This is a genomic window from Veillonella sp. ICM51a, assembly GCF_000524355.1.
GTDB classification, from domain to species: Bacteria; Bacillota; Negativicutes; order Veillonellales; family Veillonellaceae; genus Veillonella; species Veillonella atypica.
In genome coordinates, this window is record NZ_JAPX01000029.1 from 41,847 (window position 1) to 60,390 (window position 18,544).

20 protein-coding genes are annotated in these 18,544 nt (G+C 38.3%); 1 reads left to right on the forward strand and 19 read right to left on the reverse strand.

The genetic code is table 11. From position 1 onward, the window contains the following. Window positions 1–15: 15 nt before the first annotated feature. The 16 genes from dcuC to ilvB all read right to left on the reverse strand — a co-directional run bounded on the left by dcuC (window position 16) and on the right by ilvB (window position 16,100). Window positions 16–1,371 (reverse strand): C4-dicarboxylate transporter DcuC, encoded by a 1,356-nt coding sequence (gene dcuC, locus HMPREF1504_RS04550; RefSeq protein ID WP_038123798.1) that lies wholly within the window; start codon window positions 1,369–1,371, stop codon window positions 16–18. A gap of 160 nt (window positions 1,372–1,531) precedes the next feature. Further along, window positions 1,532–2,287 carry a TRM11 family methyltransferase gene (locus tag HMPREF1504_RS04555; RefSeq protein WP_038123800.1) on the reverse strand — a complete coding sequence of 252 codons (756 nt, stop codon included), beginning with the start codon at window positions 2,285–2,287 and terminating at the stop codon, window positions 1,532–1,534. Then, on the reverse strand, window positions 2,287–3,168 hold the full coding sequence (locus tag HMPREF1504_RS04560; RefSeq protein WP_038123801.1) for a type II restriction endonuclease: 882 nt from the start codon (window positions 3,166–3,168) through the stop codon (window positions 2,287–2,289). Before HMPREF1504_RS04560 ends, HMPREF1504_RS04555 begins: the two co-directional genes overlap by 1 nt. A 15-nt stretch (window positions 3,169–3,183) precedes the next feature. Further along, a complete protein-coding gene (locus HMPREF1504_RS04565; protein ID WP_038123806.1) occupies window positions 3,184–4,254 on the reverse strand; it encodes a Dam family site-specific DNA-(adenine-N6)-methyltransferase in 1,071 nt (356 codons plus the stop codon). Window positions 4,255–4,425: 171 nt separating this feature from the next. Further along, window positions 4,426–4,962: a hypothetical protein gene (locus HMPREF1504_RS04570; RefSeq protein WP_038123807.1), complete on the reverse strand. Its 537-nt coding sequence runs from the start codon at window positions 4,960–4,962 to the stop codon at window positions 4,426–4,428. A gap of 12 nt (window positions 4,963–4,974) precedes the next feature. Beyond that, window positions 4,975–5,499, reverse strand: coding sequence for a hypothetical protein (locus tag HMPREF1504_RS04575; RefSeq protein WP_038123808.1), 525 nt, complete (start codon window positions 5,497–5,499; stop codon window positions 4,975–4,977). A 192-nt stretch (window positions 5,500–5,691) separates the two neighbouring features. Next, window positions 5,692–6,870: a M20 family metallopeptidase gene (locus tag HMPREF1504_RS04580; RefSeq protein WP_038123811.1), complete on the reverse strand. Its 1,179-nt coding sequence runs from the start codon at window positions 6,868–6,870 to the stop codon at window positions 5,692–5,694. Between the two features lie 128 nt (window positions 6,871–6,998). Further along, on the reverse strand, window positions 6,999–7,181 hold the full coding sequence (locus HMPREF1504_RS04585) for a hypothetical protein (protein WP_005378597.1): 183 nt from the start codon (window positions 7,179–7,181) through the stop codon (window positions 6,999–7,001). A gap of 131 nt (window positions 7,182–7,312) precedes the next feature. Continuing rightward, window positions 7,313–8,500 (reverse strand): aspartate aminotransferase family protein, encoded by a 1,188-nt coding sequence (locus HMPREF1504_RS04590; RefSeq protein WP_005382907.1) that lies wholly within the window; start codon window positions 8,498–8,500, stop codon window positions 7,313–7,315. Window positions 8,501–8,589: 89 nt separating this feature from the next. Next, window positions 8,590–9,447 (reverse strand): acetylglutamate kinase, encoded by an 858-nt coding sequence (gene argB / locus HMPREF1504_RS04595; protein WP_038123814.1) that lies wholly within the window; start codon window positions 9,445–9,447, stop codon window positions 8,590–8,592. Further along, window positions 9,444–10,394: an N-acetyl-gamma-glutamyl-phosphate reductase gene (argC, locus tag HMPREF1504_RS04600; protein WP_038123817.1), complete on the reverse strand. Its 951-nt coding sequence runs from the start codon at window positions 10,392–10,394 to the stop codon at window positions 9,444–9,446. Before argC ends, argB begins: the two co-directional genes overlap by 4 nt. A gap of 60 nt (window positions 10,395–10,454) precedes the next feature. Continuing rightward, window positions 10,455–11,465: an ornithine carbamoyltransferase gene (gene argF / locus HMPREF1504_RS04605; protein WP_005381885.1), complete on the reverse strand. Its 1,011-nt coding sequence runs from the start codon at window positions 11,463–11,465 to the stop codon at window positions 10,455–10,457. Window positions 11,466–11,526: 61 nt separating this feature from the next. After that, a complete protein-coding gene (locus HMPREF1504_RS04610) occupies window positions 11,527–12,714 on the reverse strand; it encodes a M20 family metallopeptidase (RefSeq protein WP_038123819.1) in 1,188 nt (395 codons plus the stop codon). Between the two features lie 248 nt (window positions 12,715–12,962). Next, window positions 12,963–13,550 (reverse strand): carbonic anhydrase, encoded by a 588-nt coding sequence (locus HMPREF1504_RS04615; protein ID WP_038123820.1) that lies wholly within the window; start codon window positions 13,548–13,550, stop codon window positions 12,963–12,965. 301 nt (window positions 13,551–13,851) lie between these two features. Further along, window positions 13,852–14,364, reverse strand: coding sequence for an acetolactate synthase small subunit (gene ilvN / locus HMPREF1504_RS04620; protein WP_005382900.1), 513 nt, complete (start codon window positions 14,362–14,364; stop codon window positions 13,852–13,854). Between the two features lie 8 nt (window positions 14,365–14,372). Further along, window positions 14,373–16,100, reverse strand: a complete 1,728-nt coding sequence (ilvB, locus tag HMPREF1504_RS04625) for a biosynthetic-type acetolactate synthase large subunit (RefSeq protein ID WP_038123822.1) — start codon at window positions 16,098–16,100, stop codon at window positions 14,373–14,375. A 172-nt stretch (window positions 16,101–16,272) separates the two neighbouring features. On the opposite strand from ilvB, the gene HMPREF1504_RS04630 reads away from it, so the two are divergent. Next, the gene (locus HMPREF1504_RS04630) at window positions 16,273–16,551 is read left to right on the forward strand and encodes a glutaredoxin (RefSeq protein ID WP_005378607.1); all 279 of its coding nucleotides are present in this window, start codon (window positions 16,273–16,275) and stop codon (window positions 16,549–16,551) included. 82 nt (window positions 16,552–16,633) lie between these two features. On the opposite strand, the gene HMPREF1504_RS04635 is transcribed toward HMPREF1504_RS04630, so the two are convergent. Genes HMPREF1504_RS04635 through HMPREF1504_RS04645 form a run of 3 tightly spaced genes read right to left on the reverse strand, consistent with a single transcriptional unit; the run spans window position 16,634 to window position 18,298 of the window. Continuing rightward, entirely contained in the window at window positions 16,634–17,134 is a 501-nt protein-coding gene (locus tag HMPREF1504_RS04635) for a folate family ECF transporter S component (RefSeq protein WP_005378600.1), read from the reverse strand. Next, window positions 17,124–17,471, reverse strand: coding sequence for a nitrous oxide-stimulated promoter family protein (locus tag HMPREF1504_RS04640; RefSeq protein ID WP_005378649.1), 348 nt, complete (start codon window positions 17,469–17,471; stop codon window positions 17,124–17,126). Before HMPREF1504_RS04640 ends, HMPREF1504_RS04635 begins: the two co-directional genes overlap by 11 nt. An 8-nt stretch (window positions 17,472–17,479) precedes the next feature. Continuing rightward, on the reverse strand, window positions 17,480–18,298 hold the full coding sequence (locus HMPREF1504_RS04645; protein WP_038123824.1) for a class I SAM-dependent methyltransferase: 819 nt from the start codon (window positions 18,296–18,298) through the stop codon (window positions 17,480–17,482). Window positions 18,299–18,544 lie beyond the last annotated feature (246 nt).

The following is an 18,544-nucleotide window of genomic DNA, read 5'->3' on the forward strand; positions in this document are numbered from 1 at the left end:
TATTATTCATCTATATTAATAGAGCATCCATATCCCCAAACAGCTCGTAATAAGCGCTACAATCACAGGCACAGAGGTGCGCTTAAGTAAATCTACCGACTTAATATGCGCTACCCCTGCTACACCGACCATAACAGGGCTGATAGGGCTCAAGAACAAGCCTAGACTAGCCCCATTTTGCATGCCTAGCATGGTCGTAATCGGATCTAGTCCGAGATTAGATACAATATTAGGCACGAGTGGCACTAATGTAAATAAAGGTGCTACATTACTGCCAGTTACCATGCTAAGGCCTAGCATGCCTCCACCCATAACAGAGGTAAGTCCCTCTGAATTTAGAGATAAAGTTTGAAGTGCACTAACTAACGAATCAATAAGTCCTAAACTCACTAAGCCTTGTGCAAAGACTTGTCCACCTATAATGAGGGTTACCGCATAGGAAAACTGATTTCCCATGCCTTCAAAAAATACAGTTGTACTTTTAAGGACAGTCCTTAAATTACGATGACGAATGAGTTCTGCCAATAAGGCAATACCAAAGGCAAGCATCATGGCAAGGGTTACATTCATCTTTACGCCAGGCAAGCCATATTGGCTAAAGCCCAAGATGAAGCATAGTGGTAACAAAGGGAATATCATGTATGGCTTAGGTCCAATTGGCGCCTCAGAAATGCTTTCACAGTCACCTACATCCATAGGACCATCTAATCGATCGCGATATCGTTGCCATAAAAAGTGTGCTACTGCCGTCACAACAGCCACCAAGAAATAGAGGCGTAACTGATAACCTACGAAATAGTTTGGGACCGGTATATTAAGGGTCTTAGCTATAAGCAATGTCGAAACGGCACCAGGCCCAACATCCATTAAATGGCCTGTAGCAATAACTGCAGCAGCACCGACAGGACTTACCCCAAGACGCAACAGAACAGGATAGATGGTGACCATCATAAGTAAGGCAAGGCTCAATGGATTCGGTACACATATGGATAACCCCATATTGAGTAGAAACATAAGAGCTAGCACTATATATGGCCTGTTAAGACGATACAAGGGTTTTATAAATGTATGAGCCAGCCTCGTCCCGGCCCCAATATGTTCCATGTATTTGGCATAACCAGCACAGGTCATAATCATGAGTCCTAAACTCACTACATTCTCTGATGTCGTAATCCGCACAATATCCATCGCATCAAACACCAGAACGCCTGTAGACTGAGATTCATCTAATATGGCATTAATCCAGCTACCTTCATAGGCAATATACATCATGAGGATGCCCATGCCTATCAAAATAGGCTGCGGTTGATAGCGCTTCATCAGTAATATACCGGTAATAGCAATAATGATGAGACATATAAGTATATTCATACATACCTCTAACTTTGAAATTCAAATAAATTCTGATATTTTCCCATTAATTAATTTCGTGTAAGTATTTTTTTACTTCAAAAGAATGGCACCAAACACAAAAATGATTGGTCCCAGAGAATACTCATCTAGTATTCAATAATGAAGTTTTATTTTATGGTCATTTCTTAAATACAAATAAATACTCATGCGCAATTAGCAAGAAATTATACTTAATACTATTAGTTTTCCAATACCCTGTAGCTCTACAGTTATGCTGTTCTTTAATAATAAGCTCTTTCAATTTAAATCCAGCCTCTTCAAAAATGCGCATAACATCAAACGACATTGGAACCATATGACCTTTTTGGCGTGTATCGCCCATTAATATCGCACAAAATCTACCTTTTTTTAAAACACGGTACGATTCAGATGCGACTAATTTCATTTCTTCAAGAAATTCAGGAACTTTTAGTTGTGATAAATCACCTTCTATACCTTCACTATATTTTATAATATTAGCATAGGGAGGATGTGTACAAACGAAATCAATGCTGTCATCAGATATAAAATCTAAATTACGAGCATCACCTTTATGTAGTTCGACTCGTCCTTTAGCTGATTCATAATCAAAATCAATTTTTTCTTTACATCGTTCTAGTGCAACTTCATTTATATCAATACCGATGATATCACGGTTAAGTAATTTTGCTTCAACTAAAGTGGTTCCACCGCCAGCAAATTGATCGAGTATTAAATCACCTTCTTGTGAATAACGAAGCAACAAATTTCTAGGAATATAAGGAGACCAATTACCGCGCCATTTGGCATCATGAGTTGCCCAATCACCACGTTTAGGGAAAGACCAATGAGTTGTCATTTCTAATTCAAAATCTTCTGGTTCCCATTTTTTTATTTTCTTGATATTCTTGGCCATTATTTAAAGACCTCACTAATAATATTATTCTCCAAATCCTTAATATTATAAATATGTTCCATAACATCAAAGGTTTCTTTTAAATTATTTTTTGCACTATTCCAGCCTTTACCATCAGTAAACCAAACAAATGTAATTTCATCAATAGTGTTAGATTCTAATGCAAGGGTCTTATAACTACGAGCAGTTTCATTTAATTTACTACCCCCTCCGCTATAGAAATTAGTTTCGATAACATATATCATGTTATCTGTTTTTACAACGAAATCAAAACGTTTTTCAGTTGTACCTTGATTTGAGATTGCAAATAAATCTATTCCCCATTTTTCTGTAATCTCATGTATATACATTTCTTTAAAATAGTTGACCCCTTTAATAAAACCTGCTTTAATAATAAATTTTTCAACAAGGTTTTCCATTAAATGTCCACCACGATTTTTACGGCCATTAGAGTCAAGTCCTGTTTCAACACCCATTACATAATCTACCAAATTGTTTATTATATGTTCGCTAAGCAAATCAAACAGACCAGTTTCTTTCATAAAATATACATACTTATCTAAATCATCTTCAGTAGATAAAGAAAACTTCTTATGATTGAAGTTAAATAAAATACCACCACGATCATCTTGACAATATATTTCACTAGCACGCACAGCTAATAGTATTGGAATACATTGTAGTACTTCTGGATATTTTGATAGTATACATCTAAACTCTTCTTCAATATTATGAGAACCAATTAATGAATTTAATATATTTAACTCAACTTTTATATTATCAACATTACGATAAACCTTATCGAAGTTTATATAAAATCCATAATCAGCAATACTAGGTCTAAAACCAGATAACCATTCAATAAAATCTCGTTTTACCATATAGAAATCTCCCAATTAAAAATTAGAAATCAATAGTTCCTTTATTTTACCTCTCTTTGCCCCATTACTATTAATCATACGTGATGCATCGACACGTTTAATCGAGTGAGATGAATAAATTTCATCAAAAAAATCATCATTTTCATCCGTATTTTTCGGGTCTGAATTACTAACAACAATCTTTGCCCCTTTATCATTAATTTTATTAACAAACTCCGCTAACTCAATCTGTTCTTTATCATTAAAATCATATTCTGTATATGCCGTAAAACTAGCTGACTCAGTTATTGGTCGATAAGGGGGATCAAAATAAACAAATGTATTGCTATCAATAAAACTCTCTGACTGTTTATAATCTCCATGAACAATATTTACATTTTGTAGGCGTTCAGAAACAGCACGAAGATTCTTTTCATCACAAATTGTAGGCTTTTTATAACCGCCCATTGGAACATTAAATAATCCCTTTTTGTTCACTCGGTACAATCCATTAAAACAGGTCTTGTTAAGAAAAATCATTAATGCAGCTTTTTCAAAATCAACATTATTATTCTCTTTGCTCTTTAACTCATTAAACCTATTCCGTTGTTTATAGAAATATTCTTTACGTTCTTCAATCTCTATAGGAATAAACTTTTCTTCCATCGGCTTTAGAAAATTAATCAGCCCATCTACATCATCACGAATAGCTCTATAGGTATTAATAAGCTCAGCATTAATATCACTAATATAGACCTCATCTAGTTCATATTTGCTAAGAATATCAAATAATACTGCGCCACCACCGATAAATGGTTCTGCATAACGTTTAATTTTCGTATCTCCAAATGGGTATAATTCTTGTATTTGTGAAAGTAATTGACCCTTTCCACCAGCCCATTTCAAAAATGGTTTAATCGGTAATAATTTTTCTGCTGTGTAACGCAAATGTCTACCATCTATCGGCTTCTCTGCCTCACTTGGTATAACCCACATATTACCAACACGCTGTGCATTGGGGATGCGTCCATCAGAACATAAAGCAGCTACTCTCCGTTGAGAAATCCCCCATTTTTTTGCTGCATCTTTAGCCGATATAACACTCATATTATTGCTCCTTTCAAATCTATATTTATATTTTATTCTAGATCTAGAAGGATAGCAATTGAATTTAATAAATTTATATAGTAATTCCTTTATATTACATTCTACAAAAGTATTATTTTCTCCTTTAAAGATTTTCCTATAATTAACCATTCTCAGGTATCACAACCTTTTCTAGTCTTTTGTAGGAATAATCCCCCGAGTCTTTGCTCTACCAGAATAATTCCAGTATCTAATATCCTGTTCAATAAATAACCATTTCAATACTTTTAAAATATGTTCAGCAGAATATCCCGTAGTAAAAGTAAGCTTTGATATTTCGTCTGATGAAATATCCTTACAATTATAAACATTGTCTATCAAATCATAAAGTTTACGATATAATTCTAGATTCTCATTTTTCTTATTTACCAAATCGATTTCAATATCCGTATGTTTGGGATAATTACGTCTTCGTTTTCCTGTGCCCTCAGCATAATTAATATTTTCTACACAAACAAGAAAATCAAATCCATTATGTAAATTTACTGGTCGTTGAAGATATATTCTATCTCCATTCTCTAGTGTCTCAACATAATAAATATATCTAGATGCCTTATCTTTATTTCCATATCCTGGTAATTCTTTAGCAAATTCATTGACAACTCTCATCCTGACATCATTTCTACTACCACTATTAGAAAATGATTTTGTAATTTCAATTCGTTCCATAATAATACCTCCTTATAGTCCTAAAAAATCTAATGGAATCTCATTAAAAAAATAGAAACAACCCATCAAGTTTATATAAGCCAAAACATCTCTATACTCAGGACGTTTAAACCAATCACTAAGTACAAAGATATATGTAGTTTTATATGCAAGAGCTGAAAATAATTTTTGATACTCTAATAATTTAAAATGACATGTGGCCAATTTCTCATCTACAGATCCAGGGCTTTTCTGAAACTTCTTTTCAATAATATAAGCAGTCTTATTTTTAAAACTAATATAACAATCATCTGGTTCCCAACCTTTTGAATTAAATTGACGATAATCAAGATTATGTTTTTCTAAAAACTCACTATATAATTTCTTCTTATGCACAGACATTCCTATAGGTTTATTTTCTCCAGAATACACATAACAATCTTTAACGATATAACCTTTCTCTCGTAATACATCATCTAATAAAGTAGATTGCTCAAACTTTAAACCATTAGAATTAGTCTGTGATCCACCGCCAACAGTATTAATATTTCTAGGCATAATAACACTCCTTATATGTGTATAAATTTATATATAAATATATATTTATATTCATAATTATAACAAATAGAATGGTAAAGATGCATAATAATCAGAATATATTAATACTTCTATTTATCATTATCTTGATAAAAACGAAAAATACAGAAAAAGCCTTATTAATATCCGAAGATACTAATAAGGCTATATATATTACTTATGCTCTTTCAACCACGCAATGGCATATTCCGCATACACCGCCGATGCAGCAGATAGTACGCTATCGTCCATTGTGAATCGATTATTATGGTGATCAAAGGTGGCGCCTACCTCTGGGTTCTGAATACCGATAAAAGCAAAGCACCCTGGTTTTTCTTGTAGGTACCAAGCAAAGTCTTCGCCTGGCATTACCTTGCGCATTTTAGACAGTTTTTCTTTGCCTAGTGTATCGATAACAACGCGTTCAGCCAGTTCACTGGCTGCTGCGTCATTAATGGTTGGAGGCACTTTCTTTTCATAAATCAATTCAGCCGTAGCACCATAAGCTAATGCTGTATGTTCTACAACGCGGCGTATAGATTCTACATAATGGTCCTCTTGTGCAGGATCAAAGAAACGGATGGTACCACCCATTTGTGCTTCGCCTGGGATAACGTTCCATTCTGAGCCAGAATGAATATTACCGATGGTAAGTACAAGAGAGTCCAAGGCACTCACATTACGAGATACTACAGTTTGCAAGTTCATAACGATAGCACTGGCTACGACAACGGCATCAATAGCTTGATGCGGTTGTGCCCCATGACCTTGTTTACCTTTTACACAGATTGTAATTTTACTGCTAGCCGCCATGCGTGGCCCTTCTTCAACGGAAATGAGACCAGCCGGTAAGTCAATCCATACATGACCGCCAAAGATGGCATCGATTTTTTCAAACCAATTATCAAACTTCATGAAATCAGGAGCGCCTGCACCGGTTTCTTCGGCCGGTTGGAAGGCAAGGTATACGTCACCTTCGATACGGTCTTTCATCGAGGTAAGCATCTTAGCCGCACCGAGTAATATCGCCATATGGCCGTCATGACCACAGGCATGCATTTTGCCATCTACATCGGATTTAAAATCAAATGTATTATGTTCCTGTACAGGCAAGGCATCGATATCTGCACGAAGGGCAATCGCTTTACCAGATTTAGCGCCATGGATAATGCCGATGAGACCTGTTCCACGTTCTGTATCTACATGAACCTCTACGCCCATGGACTCTAATTCTTTGGCTAGAGTTTTTGTGGTTTCGAACTCTTCATTACTGAGTTCTGGATGTTTATGAAAATACCTACGCCAATCTTGTACATAGGTTTTATATTGTTCAATAAAATCGCGACTATGCATGGTATCGCCTCCTTAGCTTTCAGCACAGATTAACAAAATATACTGGAAATCCCCATATTTATGGGAATAACAGGGTAAATGTAAAAGAAAACGACAGGCAACGCCATGTCGTTTTCTTTATGCTTCTCTTATCGATTGCGCAATACTGCTTGTACCGCCAAGGATACAACAGCAGTTGCTACCGCTACAGCTGCTGTAATTTTTGCAGTTGTGCAGAGCTCATCTTTTGTTGGTTTTGCTTTTGCTGCAATGTCTAATGTTTTAGCAACAGCAGGAACCAATACATCATTACGTAAGGATTCTGTATTCATATTTACGCCTCCAATATAGACTATTTATTCTAGGTTATCACGAATAGAATATAAAGTCTACATATTCATCGGATTTTATCTATATATTTATCAATTATTCATACAAATCGAATGAATCTATCAATCTATGACTATTTGCTAGCCAATTCACCAATTACATCAGCCAAGATGGTAATTGCTTTTTCTAGTTGTTCTTGAGGGATGTTAAGAGCTGGCAACAAACGAACCTTATTTTTAGCAGATAAGCATACTACGCCTTTTTCTAGACATTTAGCAATGACGTCTTTAGGATCTACAGTTGTTTCGATACCAATCATGAGGCCCATACCACTAACGCCAACAACGCCCGGTTTACCTTCTAAGGCGTGTTTTACGTAATCACCTTTAGCTTTTACAGTAGCCAAAAATTCTGGTGTTAACCGTTCAATGATGGTACAGCCTGCAGCGGCACAGATTGGGTTACCACCAAATGTAGTAGCATGCGCACCTGCAGTTAATACGAATTGCGTTTTTTCATTGAATAAGGTTGCGCCCATAGGCAAGCCACCAGCTAAGCCCTTAGCCGTAGATACGATATCTGGTTCGATACCAAATTGTTCATATGCATACAAGCTACCAGTCCGACCATTACCAGTTTGCACTTCGTCGATAAGCACGAGTTGATCGTGTTCATGCGCGTATTTTGTAACCGCTTGAACGAATTCCTTATCGAGAGGCATAACGCCGCCTTCACCTTGAATTGGTTCCATCATGATAGCACAAACTGCTGGGTTTGCTAGGACTTTCAAAGCCGCATCAATATCATTAGCAGGGGTATGAACGAACCCTTCTGTGAATGGGAAGAAATGTTGATGGAACACATCTTGACCTGTAGCGGACAAGGTTGTTACTGTACGGCCATGGAAACTATTAACGAGTGTAACGATAACATTACGGCCATCGCCGTATTTGTCATGGCTATACTTACGAGCTGCCTTGATAGCACATTCATTAGATTCGGCACCAGAGTTACAGAAGAACACCTTTTTCATGCCTGTCCGTTTACATAACATTTCAGCCAATTTAATTTGTGGTACGGAATAATATAAATTTGAAATATGGTTTAATGCATGAGTTTGTGCAATCACGGCCTTGGACCATTCATCATCGTCTACACCAAATGCTGTAACGCCAATGCCAGAACCAAGATCGATGTATTCTTTTCCTTCTACATCCCATAACAAAGAACCTTTGCCTTTTTCAAAGCAAACGTTAAACCGGCCATACGTATTGGCTATATACTCTTTATCTTGTTGTTCAAAATCTTGTGTCTTACTCATCATATCCTCCAAACGTACGGCCTAGCCGCCGTCAATCTATATGCAATGTAACGATGGCAAATGATGTTACCATCGTTATATCTACTATATTACTTTACAAACATTGTGCCAAGACCTTCATCGGTTAATAGTTCGATGAGGATGGCATGTGGTATTTCACCATTGATGATGAAAACCTTTTGAGCCCCTGCATTGATAGCCTCTAAGCAACAGTCAACCTTTGGTATCATGCCACCAGCGATGACGCCCTCTTTTTTCAACTGTTCCGCTTCAGCAAGAGTAATCTTTGAAATAAGGGAATTAGGATCGTTTACATCCCGTAGTACGCCATCGATATTCGTCATAGCCACCATGGTTTCCGCGTTAAGGGCACCAGCAATTTTAGCGGCTGCCGTATCGGCATTGACATTATATACATTACCTTCTGCATCACATCCGACGGAGGAAATGACAGGAATGTATCCCTTGCTAATGACATCGTCGATGACCTTTGGATCGATTGTATCTACTTCGCCCACATAGCCAAGTTCTTCATTTTTCTTATGTACTTGGATAAGTTCACCGTCCACACCACAGAGGCCGATAGCACGGCCACCAAAGCCGATGAGGTCTGCTACGAGGCCTTTATTGACCTTGCCGGCAAGCACCATTTGTACTACATTCATCGTTTCTTTATCGGTAACGCGCAAACCATTGTTGAATTTCGATTCAATATTCATAGCTTCCAATGTGCTATTAATATCTGGACCGCCACCGTGAACGAGGACTACTTTCACCCCTACGAGCTGCAATAGAAGCAAATCGTTCATAACGGATTTTTTAAGTTCCGGATCCGTCATAGCATTGCCGCCGTATTTAACGACTACGTATTTATCTGTATATTGTTTGATATATGGAACGGCCGCCGTTAAGATGTGCGCCCGCATTGCATTTGTTACAGTGTTCATAGTGAAAGCCCCGTTTCTTCTGGCAATCCAAGTGCGATGTTCATACATTGTACGGCTGCACCAGAAGCGCCCTTTCCTAAATTATCAAAAATGGCGTGAACGACCATGCGATCATTGTTACCTGTTACAGAGATGACCATGCCATCCGTATTGCTTAGTTTGTTAGCATTTAGCAATTGTTTATTGTCTTCTTCTAAGTTAAGTGGTGCTACCTTGACAATGGTGCTGTTCTTGTAGAAATCTACCAGTGCAGCGTGTACATCCTCTACGGTAACCGGTTTGGCTAGTAGTCGTGTATGTAGGCCAACACTGACCTCCATGCCACTGTAGTAATCGTCTACGATGGGCATGAATATGGGCGCTTCTGTAAGGCCACATACATGGGTTACTTCTGGCAAATGTTTATGTTGTTGACTAAGGCCATATTGACGTGGTGCGTAGAGGAAATAATCCTTCGGCTCCGATTCATATTGACCGATCATCTTCTTACCGCCACCGCTATAGCCTGTTAAGGATGTAATGGTGAAAGGATAATCTGCTGGGGCAATACCTGCTTTCACAAGTGGTGCAATACAAGCAATCATGCCGCTCGCATGACAGCCAGGATTTGCAATATGTTGTTTTGTTTTAATATCGTTTTTGTAGCTTTCACCAAGCTCAGGAAAGCCATAGGCCCAATCATCAGCCGTTCTAAACGCCGTGGATGTATCGATAATCTTGCAAGGATAGTCACCGATAGCAGTGACCACCTCTTTGGAAGCCGCATCAGGCAAGCACAAGAACACGATATCCGCGTCCTTTGCAATGCTTGCAATGACATCTATATTTTTACGGTCCTCATCAGAAATGGATAATAATGTAATATCCTTCCGACCGGATAGCCGTTCGTGAATTCTAAGGCCCGTCGTTCCTTCGTGCCCTACGATAAATACCTTATATGGATTCATATGATAACCTTCTTTACTATACGTGCTAGATGACCTCTCCCGTCATCTGTATTCTACCTATTATTTCATTGGATAATCGCCAAATGTAGCAACCATAACCGCCTTAATGGTGTGCAAACGATTTTCTGCTTCTTGGAATGCCAAGGAGTTTGGACCTTCAAATACGTCCTCTGTGACTTCGATACCATTCATGCCGAATCGTTCAAAGATATCTTTACCAACTTGCGTTTCCGTATTGTGGAATGCTGGCAAGCAGTGACAGAATTTCGTATTTGGATTGCCTGTTAAAGCCATCATATCCGCATTGATTTGGAATGGTTTAAAGAGGTTAATCCGTTCTTCCCACATATCGTAAGTATCGCCCATCGTTACCCATACGCCTGTGTAAATCACATCAAGACCTTTAACGCCTTCTGCCACATTATCTGTGCATGTAATCGTTGCGCCTGTTTCCTTCGCTACCTTCAAGCATTCTTCGTAGAACGGACCAGCTGGCCAAAATTGTTTAGGACCGATGAGGCGGAAATCCATGCCCATTTTTACGGCACCGCTCATCAAAGCGTTACACATATTGGATTGACCATGGCCTACATAGGCATAGGAAATTTCGTTCAATGGCTTGTCGATATTTTCTTGCAATGTAAGGAAATTAGCCAATGTTTGTGTAGGATGATCCATATCGGTTAGGCCATTCCATACAGGCACGCCTGAATATTGTTCCAATGTATCCACGTCTTCTTGGTCAAAGCCACGGAATTCAATAGCATCATACATGGAACCAAGAACACGCGCCGTATCCTTTAAGGATTCTTTTTTATTCATTTGAGATCCTGTAGGACCAAGGTAGGTCGTATGTGCCCCTTGGTCTGCCGCACCTACTTCAAAGGCACACCGTGTTCTCGTAGAATCCTTTTCAAAGATGAGTACGAAATTTTTGCCTTCCATCGTTTTGATTTCTGTGCCCGCTTTTTTATCTGCTTTTAATTTAGCAGCTAGATCTAAGTAATAGTTAATTTCTTCTGGTGTGTAATCTAGCATTGTCTTAAATGATTTATTATGTAAACTTTTCATGATAACTCCTTCAATCTATTCGGTATATATTTATACAATTTAATTTTGTTATTTGTGAAAGCTACTCTTTTGGTTGTAAATATTCTGCAGCTAGTGCGGCCATCATGGTAATACCGGATTCTAAAATCTTTTCATCAATGGTAAACCCTGCATTATGAAGTGCTGGATTGCCTTCAAAACCAGTTCCCAACCAAAGAAAAGCGCCTTTGATTTTGTGTAAGTATGCAGAAAAATCTTCTGCCGCCATAGACGGATGGTCTGGATGTACTACGGCGTCCTTGCCAAGGTATTTTTCTACGATGGATGTAGCATAGTCGATGGCATCTGGGTCATTCGTTGTCGCTCCATGACCACGTTTATAATCTAAGGTACTCTTTGTTTTATACATCATATCCAAAGCTTGTAAACTTTCACCTAAACGACGTTCAATATAGTCACGTTTCGCTGGTTCATAGGTACGACATGTTCCTTCAAGGTATACATCACCGCAGCCTACATTATAGCGGTCGCCACCATTGATTACCCCGATGGTGCACACGAGATTTTCCATTGGATTCGTCTCACGAGCCACCATGGATTCTACATTAACAATCCAGTTCGCCGCAGCCACGATGGCATCGATACCATTGTGAGGTTCTGCACCATGCGTAGATTTACCGTGAATATGAACAAGAAAATGATCGGATGCCGCCATAAGATGACCTTTCTTAAGGCCTACCGTCCCTACCGGTAATTGAGGCCATACATGAAGTCCAAAAATTTCATCTACATCATCTAGGATACCGCTGTCCACAATGCCTTGTGCACCAGGAAATAACGCCTCTTCTTCAGAAGGTTGGAATACGAGTTTAACGGTACCGTGCAATTCATCTTTTATAGATTGCAACACAGCCGCCGCACCAAGCAAAATCGATATATGTCCATCGTGTCCGCAAGCATGCATAACACCTTCATTTTGCGATGCAAATGGCAATCCTGTTTCTTCATGGATTGGCAACGCATCAATATCGGCCCGTAACGCAATAACAGGGCCTGTGTGAGCGCCCTGTATTTCACCGATAACTGCATAATCTGAAACATCATTGACAAATGGAATCCCTAGTTCTCCAAGAGTCTTTTGAATAAATAAAGATGTTTCTTTTTCTTGACCAGATAATTCTGGATGACTATGAATATGTCGACGCCATGCTATAACTTGTTCTTTATATTGTGCTGCATATTTTTTTATTAAATCTTGTAATGTATTCATGACGTTATCTCCTTTATACACACCATGTATATTTTATACATTTATTGTGTATTTTTATAACCTATGTACGTATTATAATACTATCACTTATATTATTCAAGTTTTATACATATATTTTGTATTTTTATTTGTTATGCTATGCATTAATTTTAATCATAGAACTATAAGCTATAAATTATATGAATTTCTAAGTATAAAAAAAGCTGTAATAGCATGCGTTGATGTAACGCATACTACTACAGCTCCATTTATTTTTCGTAATATTGTTTCATTTGTGTATAGCCGTTGACAAGGACCTCAATTTCACCAGTTCTAGGATGGAAAATTAGACCGTGAATCGGCACATCTTTAGGAATCAACGGATTCATACGTAATTCATCTACTGTTTCCTCTACATTTTCAGCAGGATGTGTGAATCCATCCGCCCAATGTTCCATCTCCTTTTTCACCATATGAATGGCCTCAGGTGCAATACCACGAGCTAACATTTTTTCTGTTAAATCTTTAGCCGTAGTTTTAGCCATACCACACTCATGATGACCGATGATAAAGATTTCGTTAACACCTAACTCATAAATGCAAACCAACAAACTACGAACGACACCATCAAAAGGTCCTGTAATACAATTACCTGCAGTCTTAACAATCTTGGCCTCACCACGACCAATATCCATGGAATCCTCTAAGAAATTCACAAGACGCGTATCCATGCACGTTACAATCGCCATCTGACGACTAGGCATCTTACTACATTTTGTATCTACATCAACATATCCTGTATTTTGATCTTCTACATATTCCTTATTATGCTTCAAAATATCATCAAGTAAACTCATATTTCCTCCAGGTAAAAAAGACCTTGTCTAAATTAAAGCAAGGTCTCTATATTTAATACATTCGATATTTTATTATACCATAAAACAAACAGACATTATTGTCCAAGTGAAGCTCATACTAGCGCAGTGACTTTACTAGGTCAAGGCCCTCGGCCGAAGACCGTTAAGGTAGCTGGAACGAGCAAGTATGAGCTGAACGCCAAACTTTGGCCCTGCGTAGCCCGAAGGGCGAAGTCAGACCCGGCCGGTGGAGCGAGCAAGTACGGGCTACTCAACATGAATACTCTAGGTCTATACCTCACTAGCGATCCGGAGTCGCCAATGCCTCAATTGCGACACTGCCACCACGAACAACTTCGATGCGATTAACGAACATATCCTTAAACAAGGCAATCATATCATTGTTCTTGGATACTGTTTTCACGCATTGTACAAGTACAGATTTTCGATTGTAGTCAATGACCTTAAGGTCAAAGGTTTCTGCAATGCGGAATATTTCTTGTTTGTCCGATTCTTTACAGTTATTAACCTTGATGAATAATAATTCTTTTTTTGTAATCGGCATATCTGTAAAGTCGATAACCTTAATAACCTCAACACTGCGGTTAAGTTGCTTGATAATTTGTTCGTATGTCAAATCATCGCAAGTGAGTTCAATGGTCATACGTGACATGGTAGGGTCTTCTGTTTCACCTACTGTCAACGTATCAAGGTTATAATTTTTACCCGCGAAGAGGCCAGAAATTTTGGCCAATACGCCGATTTGGTTTTCTACATATGCTGAAATGCAGCGTTTTTCTAAATGTAATTCCATAGCCCCTCCTATTTTTTATCCTTTAATAACATGTCGCTCAACGATTTGCCGGCTGGTACCATTGGCAATACATTTAACTCAGTTGGAATGATGCATTCAATGAGTGTTGGTCCTTTTTTGAAAGCATCTGCCTTTTTAAACGCTCCTTCTAATTCTTCAGCTTTTGTAACACGTATACCTTGTGCGCCATAGGCCTCTGCTAATTTCACAAAGTCTGGTACGTATTCAAATTCACCGTCATCGATCATATCACGAGTGACGATAGCACTTTCATCCATCAACAAATTAGTACATGCATAGCGTTTATCGTAGAATAATTGTTGCCACTGACGTACATTACCAAGATAGCCATTATTGATAACAACCAAGGTCACAGGCAAATGGTAATGCATAGCTGTTGCAAATTCTTGAATATTCATTTGCACACCCCCATCACCACAAATGGCGAATACACGTTTTGTAGGATTACCAAATTGAGCACCAATAGCCGCAGGGAATCCATAGCCCATCGTACCTAAGCCGCCGGATGTCAACAATTGATGATTGCCTTCGATTTCGAGGAATTGTGTAGTCCACAATTGGTTTTGACCTACATCAGTTGCCACCACTGGACGGTCATAATGATTATTAATGTAGTCGATAATATTTTGAGGCGTAAGACCTTCTTCACCAGCTTGCGTAACAGGACGCTCTTCTTTTAATTGTTGCAATTGAGCTGGCCAATCGCCTAGATCGTGAGGTTCAATATACTCTAACAAAGCCTCAATAGCTAATTTTGCATCCGCCACGATTGGAATATCTACCTTAATATTTTTAGAGATAGAAGCAGCATCTACGTCAATATGTACAATTTTGCAGTTTTGTGCAAATGTACTCAATTTGCCAGTAATGCGGTCATTAAAGCGCGTACCAATGGAGATCATAACATCACAATCGGTAATGGCCACATTCGGTGCATAGCCACCGTGAATGCCTACATTGCCTAAGTACAATGGATGACATGAACTAATAGCCCCTTTCCCCATCAAGGTAGTGACTACAGGAATTCCCGTTTTATCTACCAGCTGTGTCATCAATTCATTAGCACCACTGATGCTAATACCGCCACCTAATAAGAATAAAGGACGTTTAGCCTTAGCAATAACAGAGCAAGCTTTTTTTACCTGACCAATGTGAACTGTCGTGTTTGGCTTATAACCACGAATGTTAACTTCATCAGGATATACATCAGACCCCATCGCTTTTTGGATATTCTTAGGAATATCTACGACAACAGGACCCGGGCGGCCTGTACGAGCAATGTAAAAGGCTTCTTTCAAAATACGACCTAGATCTTTACGGTCACGAACCGTAACAGCATACTTACTTACATTACGAACAATGCCGACCGTATCTACTTCTTGGAATGCGTCATTGCCCATCAATGCTAAATCTACTTGGCCGGTAATACACACCATAGGTACACTATCTGAGTAGGCTGTAGCAATACCAGTAACAAGATTTGTCGCACCTGGACCAGACGTAACCATGCAAACGCCAACCTTGCCAGTGCTGCGTGCATAACCATCAGCAGCATGTGCTAATGCTTGCTCATGGCGAGGTAAGATTACTTTCACCTGATCTTGTTTATATAATTCATCCATTATATCGATGGTTGCTGCGCCAGGATAGTTGAATAAAATATCAACATTCTCCTCTTGCAATGCTTTCACCACGTATGCGGCACCTGAAATCATAGCCATCCTCCTATATATCAACCTACAAATGCTAGTAGATTATATCTAAAAAATTGAATATTGTTATTATTTATGATATACTTTTTAATATATCACATCTTAGTTGATGTGAGTATGAAATAACTCAATAAATCACTAAATTTAGTCGTATTTTCTGAAAGGACTGAATACTATGAAAGAAATTCTAGGTTTCCACTTAAACGGTTGCCCTTATTGCCATAACGCATTCCGTGCAATCGAAGAATTGCAAGCAGAAAATCCTGCATATAAAAATATCAAAATCGACTGGGTTGAGGATCAAGATGCTCACGAATTATTCAAAACGCATCCATATGAATACTACCCTAACCTTTGGTTCGGTACTGATAAACAATACGAAGCACAACCTGGTGAAAGCTATGACCAAACTAAGGCATACATCAAGGCTGTATTCGATAAAGCGCTTGCATAAAACTATATAACCAATAAAAATGCACCTCTAACATACCATCTAATGTTAGGGGTGCATTTTAGTATAATAAAAGGTTATAGGGTTATAGCTTTTTGGGTACTATAAATTTACTGATTGCCTTATACACAATTAAAATCAATGCAATCTCTAAGGGGAAACAAATAATATTTTTAATAAGACGTCCAACAAATATAGCGGATACAGCTTTATTATAAAATATTGTCAGCCACAGTGTATTCAATAGCAAATGTATGCATACTGTCACAATCGCTTCTGGTAAAAGTAATCGTTTAAATGTAACATTACGACCATGTAAAAAATGTCCATACACATAGCCTACAAGAAATTCAGATACGATAAAGCCGGGAAAGAATACGCCTTGTCCAAATAGAGCCATGCCTATAAAGCAGGCAATAGCAGCCATTATACCAGCTGCCATCGGCCCATAAAGAATGGCAAATATAGCGGTTGATAGAAATCCAAAAGTGATATGTATAAAGGTAGTGTGAATAGCAAATATATAAGATAGTAAAACCGTCAACGCTACAAATATTCCCGTTCTTACAATCATATCAGTTTTCATGAGATATATGGCTCCTTTTTCTATCCTTCCACTCTAAATACATATGACGAACAACCTGAATTGGAGAGTGTAGTAACATCCGCGGACCACCGTAGCGCATGATTTCACGGATTTTTCCTCGGTACGTCGGCGCATAACAATGTGTTTTACATACGCTACAAAACGTCTTATGCTCCATGTGTGGGCATACATCGATGCGATGCTGTGCATACTGCCATACCTCTTCACAATCTTCGCATAGTTGACCCTTTGGCGTATGATGTTTATCATGACAATAGATGCCAATGATTTGACGCATCGTTTTGAGTTCTAATTGACGCTTTTCTTCTACTGTCATAATGCCTCCTATTTAACCGACCAAGATACCCATGCAACCGTATCCACTGTCTTATTATGAATTTTACCATCAATAGCACGCGGTTCAATGAGTTGTCTAATTTCTCGCTTCATATCTTCCATGGTGCCCCACTCATTATTGTGGAGACGCATCGTGAAATAATCTACCGCTTTATCAAGGCTCATAACCTCTGTTTCGGGTACAGTTTTATACGTAACTTTCACATTATGACCTATCTCATGAATGGCATCTAAACATGCTTTCATCTTACCAGCCCACGGAAATGAATCTCGTCCGAAGAAATGTTCTGACAACATATCTACCGTTTCATCCATACGTTCACTAAACGCAATCCATAGACATGTATCATGGCTTGCATCATGCATGGCCCGTATATTCTCTACATCAAACATGATAGGACAAAAAATACTATACGCCAAATCAAAGGATTTATCCCAGCCTAATTTCTGCCTAGTTTCTTCAGACCATGGTGCAATATATAGGCTCACATCAAGGCCTTCTTTATCTGCCAGTTGTTTTGCACCATGAATCATGCCATCGGACAAATCAATTCCCGTAGTTTTGTAACCTTCTCTAGCTAATCCAAGTGCATAATCACCAACACCACAACCAATGTCGAGAGCGGTACCACCAGCTGAAGGTAATAGATGTTCGTCCTTTAAAAATGCAAGAAAATCTGTCACCTGTGCCTTACGATCTGCTCGACTATGTAATTCTACAAAAAATTTAGACCGGTTATTCCAAGCCTCTTGTTCATCGCGCCAATCATGGAGATCAACGGATACCTCTTGTATTGTATTATTCATGTTATATCCTCTACTCTGATACTGTATATGCTAATGTAAATATAGTTAGCTCAATATCCATATAGCCCTATTGTTCCAAATGGGCGGGTTCAGATTTTGTATATGGATACTATATTGTATTGTATATTATTCTCAATAATTTTTGTGTTACTATAGTCACATTTACTAATCTAATCTAATCTAATCTAATCTAATCTAATCTAATCACATTATGCTATCACAATGATTAGAAAACAATATATTTCA

What these genes read in the sequence shown, in the direction of transcription:
- dcuC (WP_038123798.1), bottom strand. Translation starts at nt 1,371, where the DNA reads ATGAATATACTTATATGTCTCATCATTATTGCTATTACCGGTATATTA.
- HMPREF1504_RS04555 (WP_038123800.1), bottom strand. Translation starts at nt 2,287, where the DNA reads ATGGCCAAGAATATCAAGAAAATAAAAAAATGGGAACCAGAAGATTTT.
- HMPREF1504_RS04560 (WP_038123801.1), bottom strand. Translation starts at nt 3,168, where the DNA reads ATGGTAAAACGAGATTTTATTGAATGGTTATCTGGTTTTAGACCTAGT.
- HMPREF1504_RS04565 (WP_038123806.1), bottom strand. Translation starts at nt 4,254, where the DNA reads ATGAGTGTTATATCGGCTAAAGATGCAGCAAAAAAATGGGGGATTTCT.
- HMPREF1504_RS04570 (WP_038123807.1), bottom strand. Translation starts at nt 4,962, where the DNA reads ATGGAACGAATTGAAATTACAAAATCATTTTCTAATAGTGGTAGTAGA.
- HMPREF1504_RS04575 (WP_038123808.1), bottom strand. Translation starts at nt 5,499, where the DNA reads ATGCCTAGAAATATTAATACTGTTGGCGGTGGATCACAGACTAATTCT.
- HMPREF1504_RS04580 (WP_038123811.1), bottom strand. Translation starts at nt 6,870, where the DNA reads ATGCATAGTCGCGATTTTATTGAACAATATAAAACCTATGTACAAGAT.
- HMPREF1504_RS04585 (WP_005378597.1), bottom strand. Translation starts at nt 7,181, where the DNA reads ATGAATACAGAATCCTTACGTAATGATGTATTGGTTCCTGCTGTTGCT.
- HMPREF1504_RS04590 (WP_005382907.1), bottom strand. Translation starts at nt 8,500, where the DNA reads ATGAGTAAGACACAAGATTTTGAACAACAAGATAAAGAGTATATAGCC.
- argB (WP_038123814.1), bottom strand. Translation starts at nt 9,447, where the DNA reads ATGAACACTGTAACAAATGCAATGCGGGCGCACATCTTAACGGCGGCC.
- argC (WP_038123817.1), bottom strand. Translation starts at nt 10,394, where the DNA reads ATGAATCCATATAAGGTATTTATCGTAGGGCACGAAGGAACGACGGGC.
- argF (WP_005381885.1), bottom strand. Translation starts at nt 11,465, where the DNA reads ATGAAAAGTTTACATAATAAATCATTTAAGACAATGCTAGATTACACA.
- HMPREF1504_RS04610 (WP_038123819.1), bottom strand. Translation starts at nt 12,714, where the DNA reads ATGAATACATTACAAGATTTAATAAAAAAATATGCAGCACAATATAAA.
- HMPREF1504_RS04615 (WP_038123820.1), bottom strand. Translation starts at nt 13,550, where the DNA reads ATGAGTTTACTTGATGATATTTTGAAGCATAATAAGGAATATGTAGAA.
- ilvN (WP_005382900.1), bottom strand. Translation starts at nt 14,364, where the DNA reads ATGGAATTACATTTAGAAAAACGCTGCATTTCAGCATATGTAGAAAAC.
- ilvB (WP_038123822.1), bottom strand. Translation starts at nt 16,100, where the DNA reads ATGATTTCAGGTGCCGCATACGTGGTGAAAGCATTGCAAGAGGAGAAT.
- HMPREF1504_RS04630 (WP_005378607.1), top strand. Translation starts at nt 16,273, where the DNA reads ATGAAAGAAATTCTAGGTTTCCACTTAAACGGTTGCCCTTATTGCCAT.
- HMPREF1504_RS04635 (WP_005378600.1), bottom strand. Translation starts at nt 17,134, where the DNA reads ATGAAAACTGATATGATTGTAAGAACGGGAATATTTGTAGCGTTGACG.
- HMPREF1504_RS04640 (WP_005378649.1), bottom strand. Translation starts at nt 17,471, where the DNA reads ATGACAGTAGAAGAAAAGCGTCAATTAGAACTCAAAACGATGCGTCAA.
- HMPREF1504_RS04645 (WP_038123824.1), bottom strand. Translation starts at nt 18,298, where the DNA reads ATGAATAATACAATACAAGAGGTATCCGTTGATCTCCATGATTGGCGC.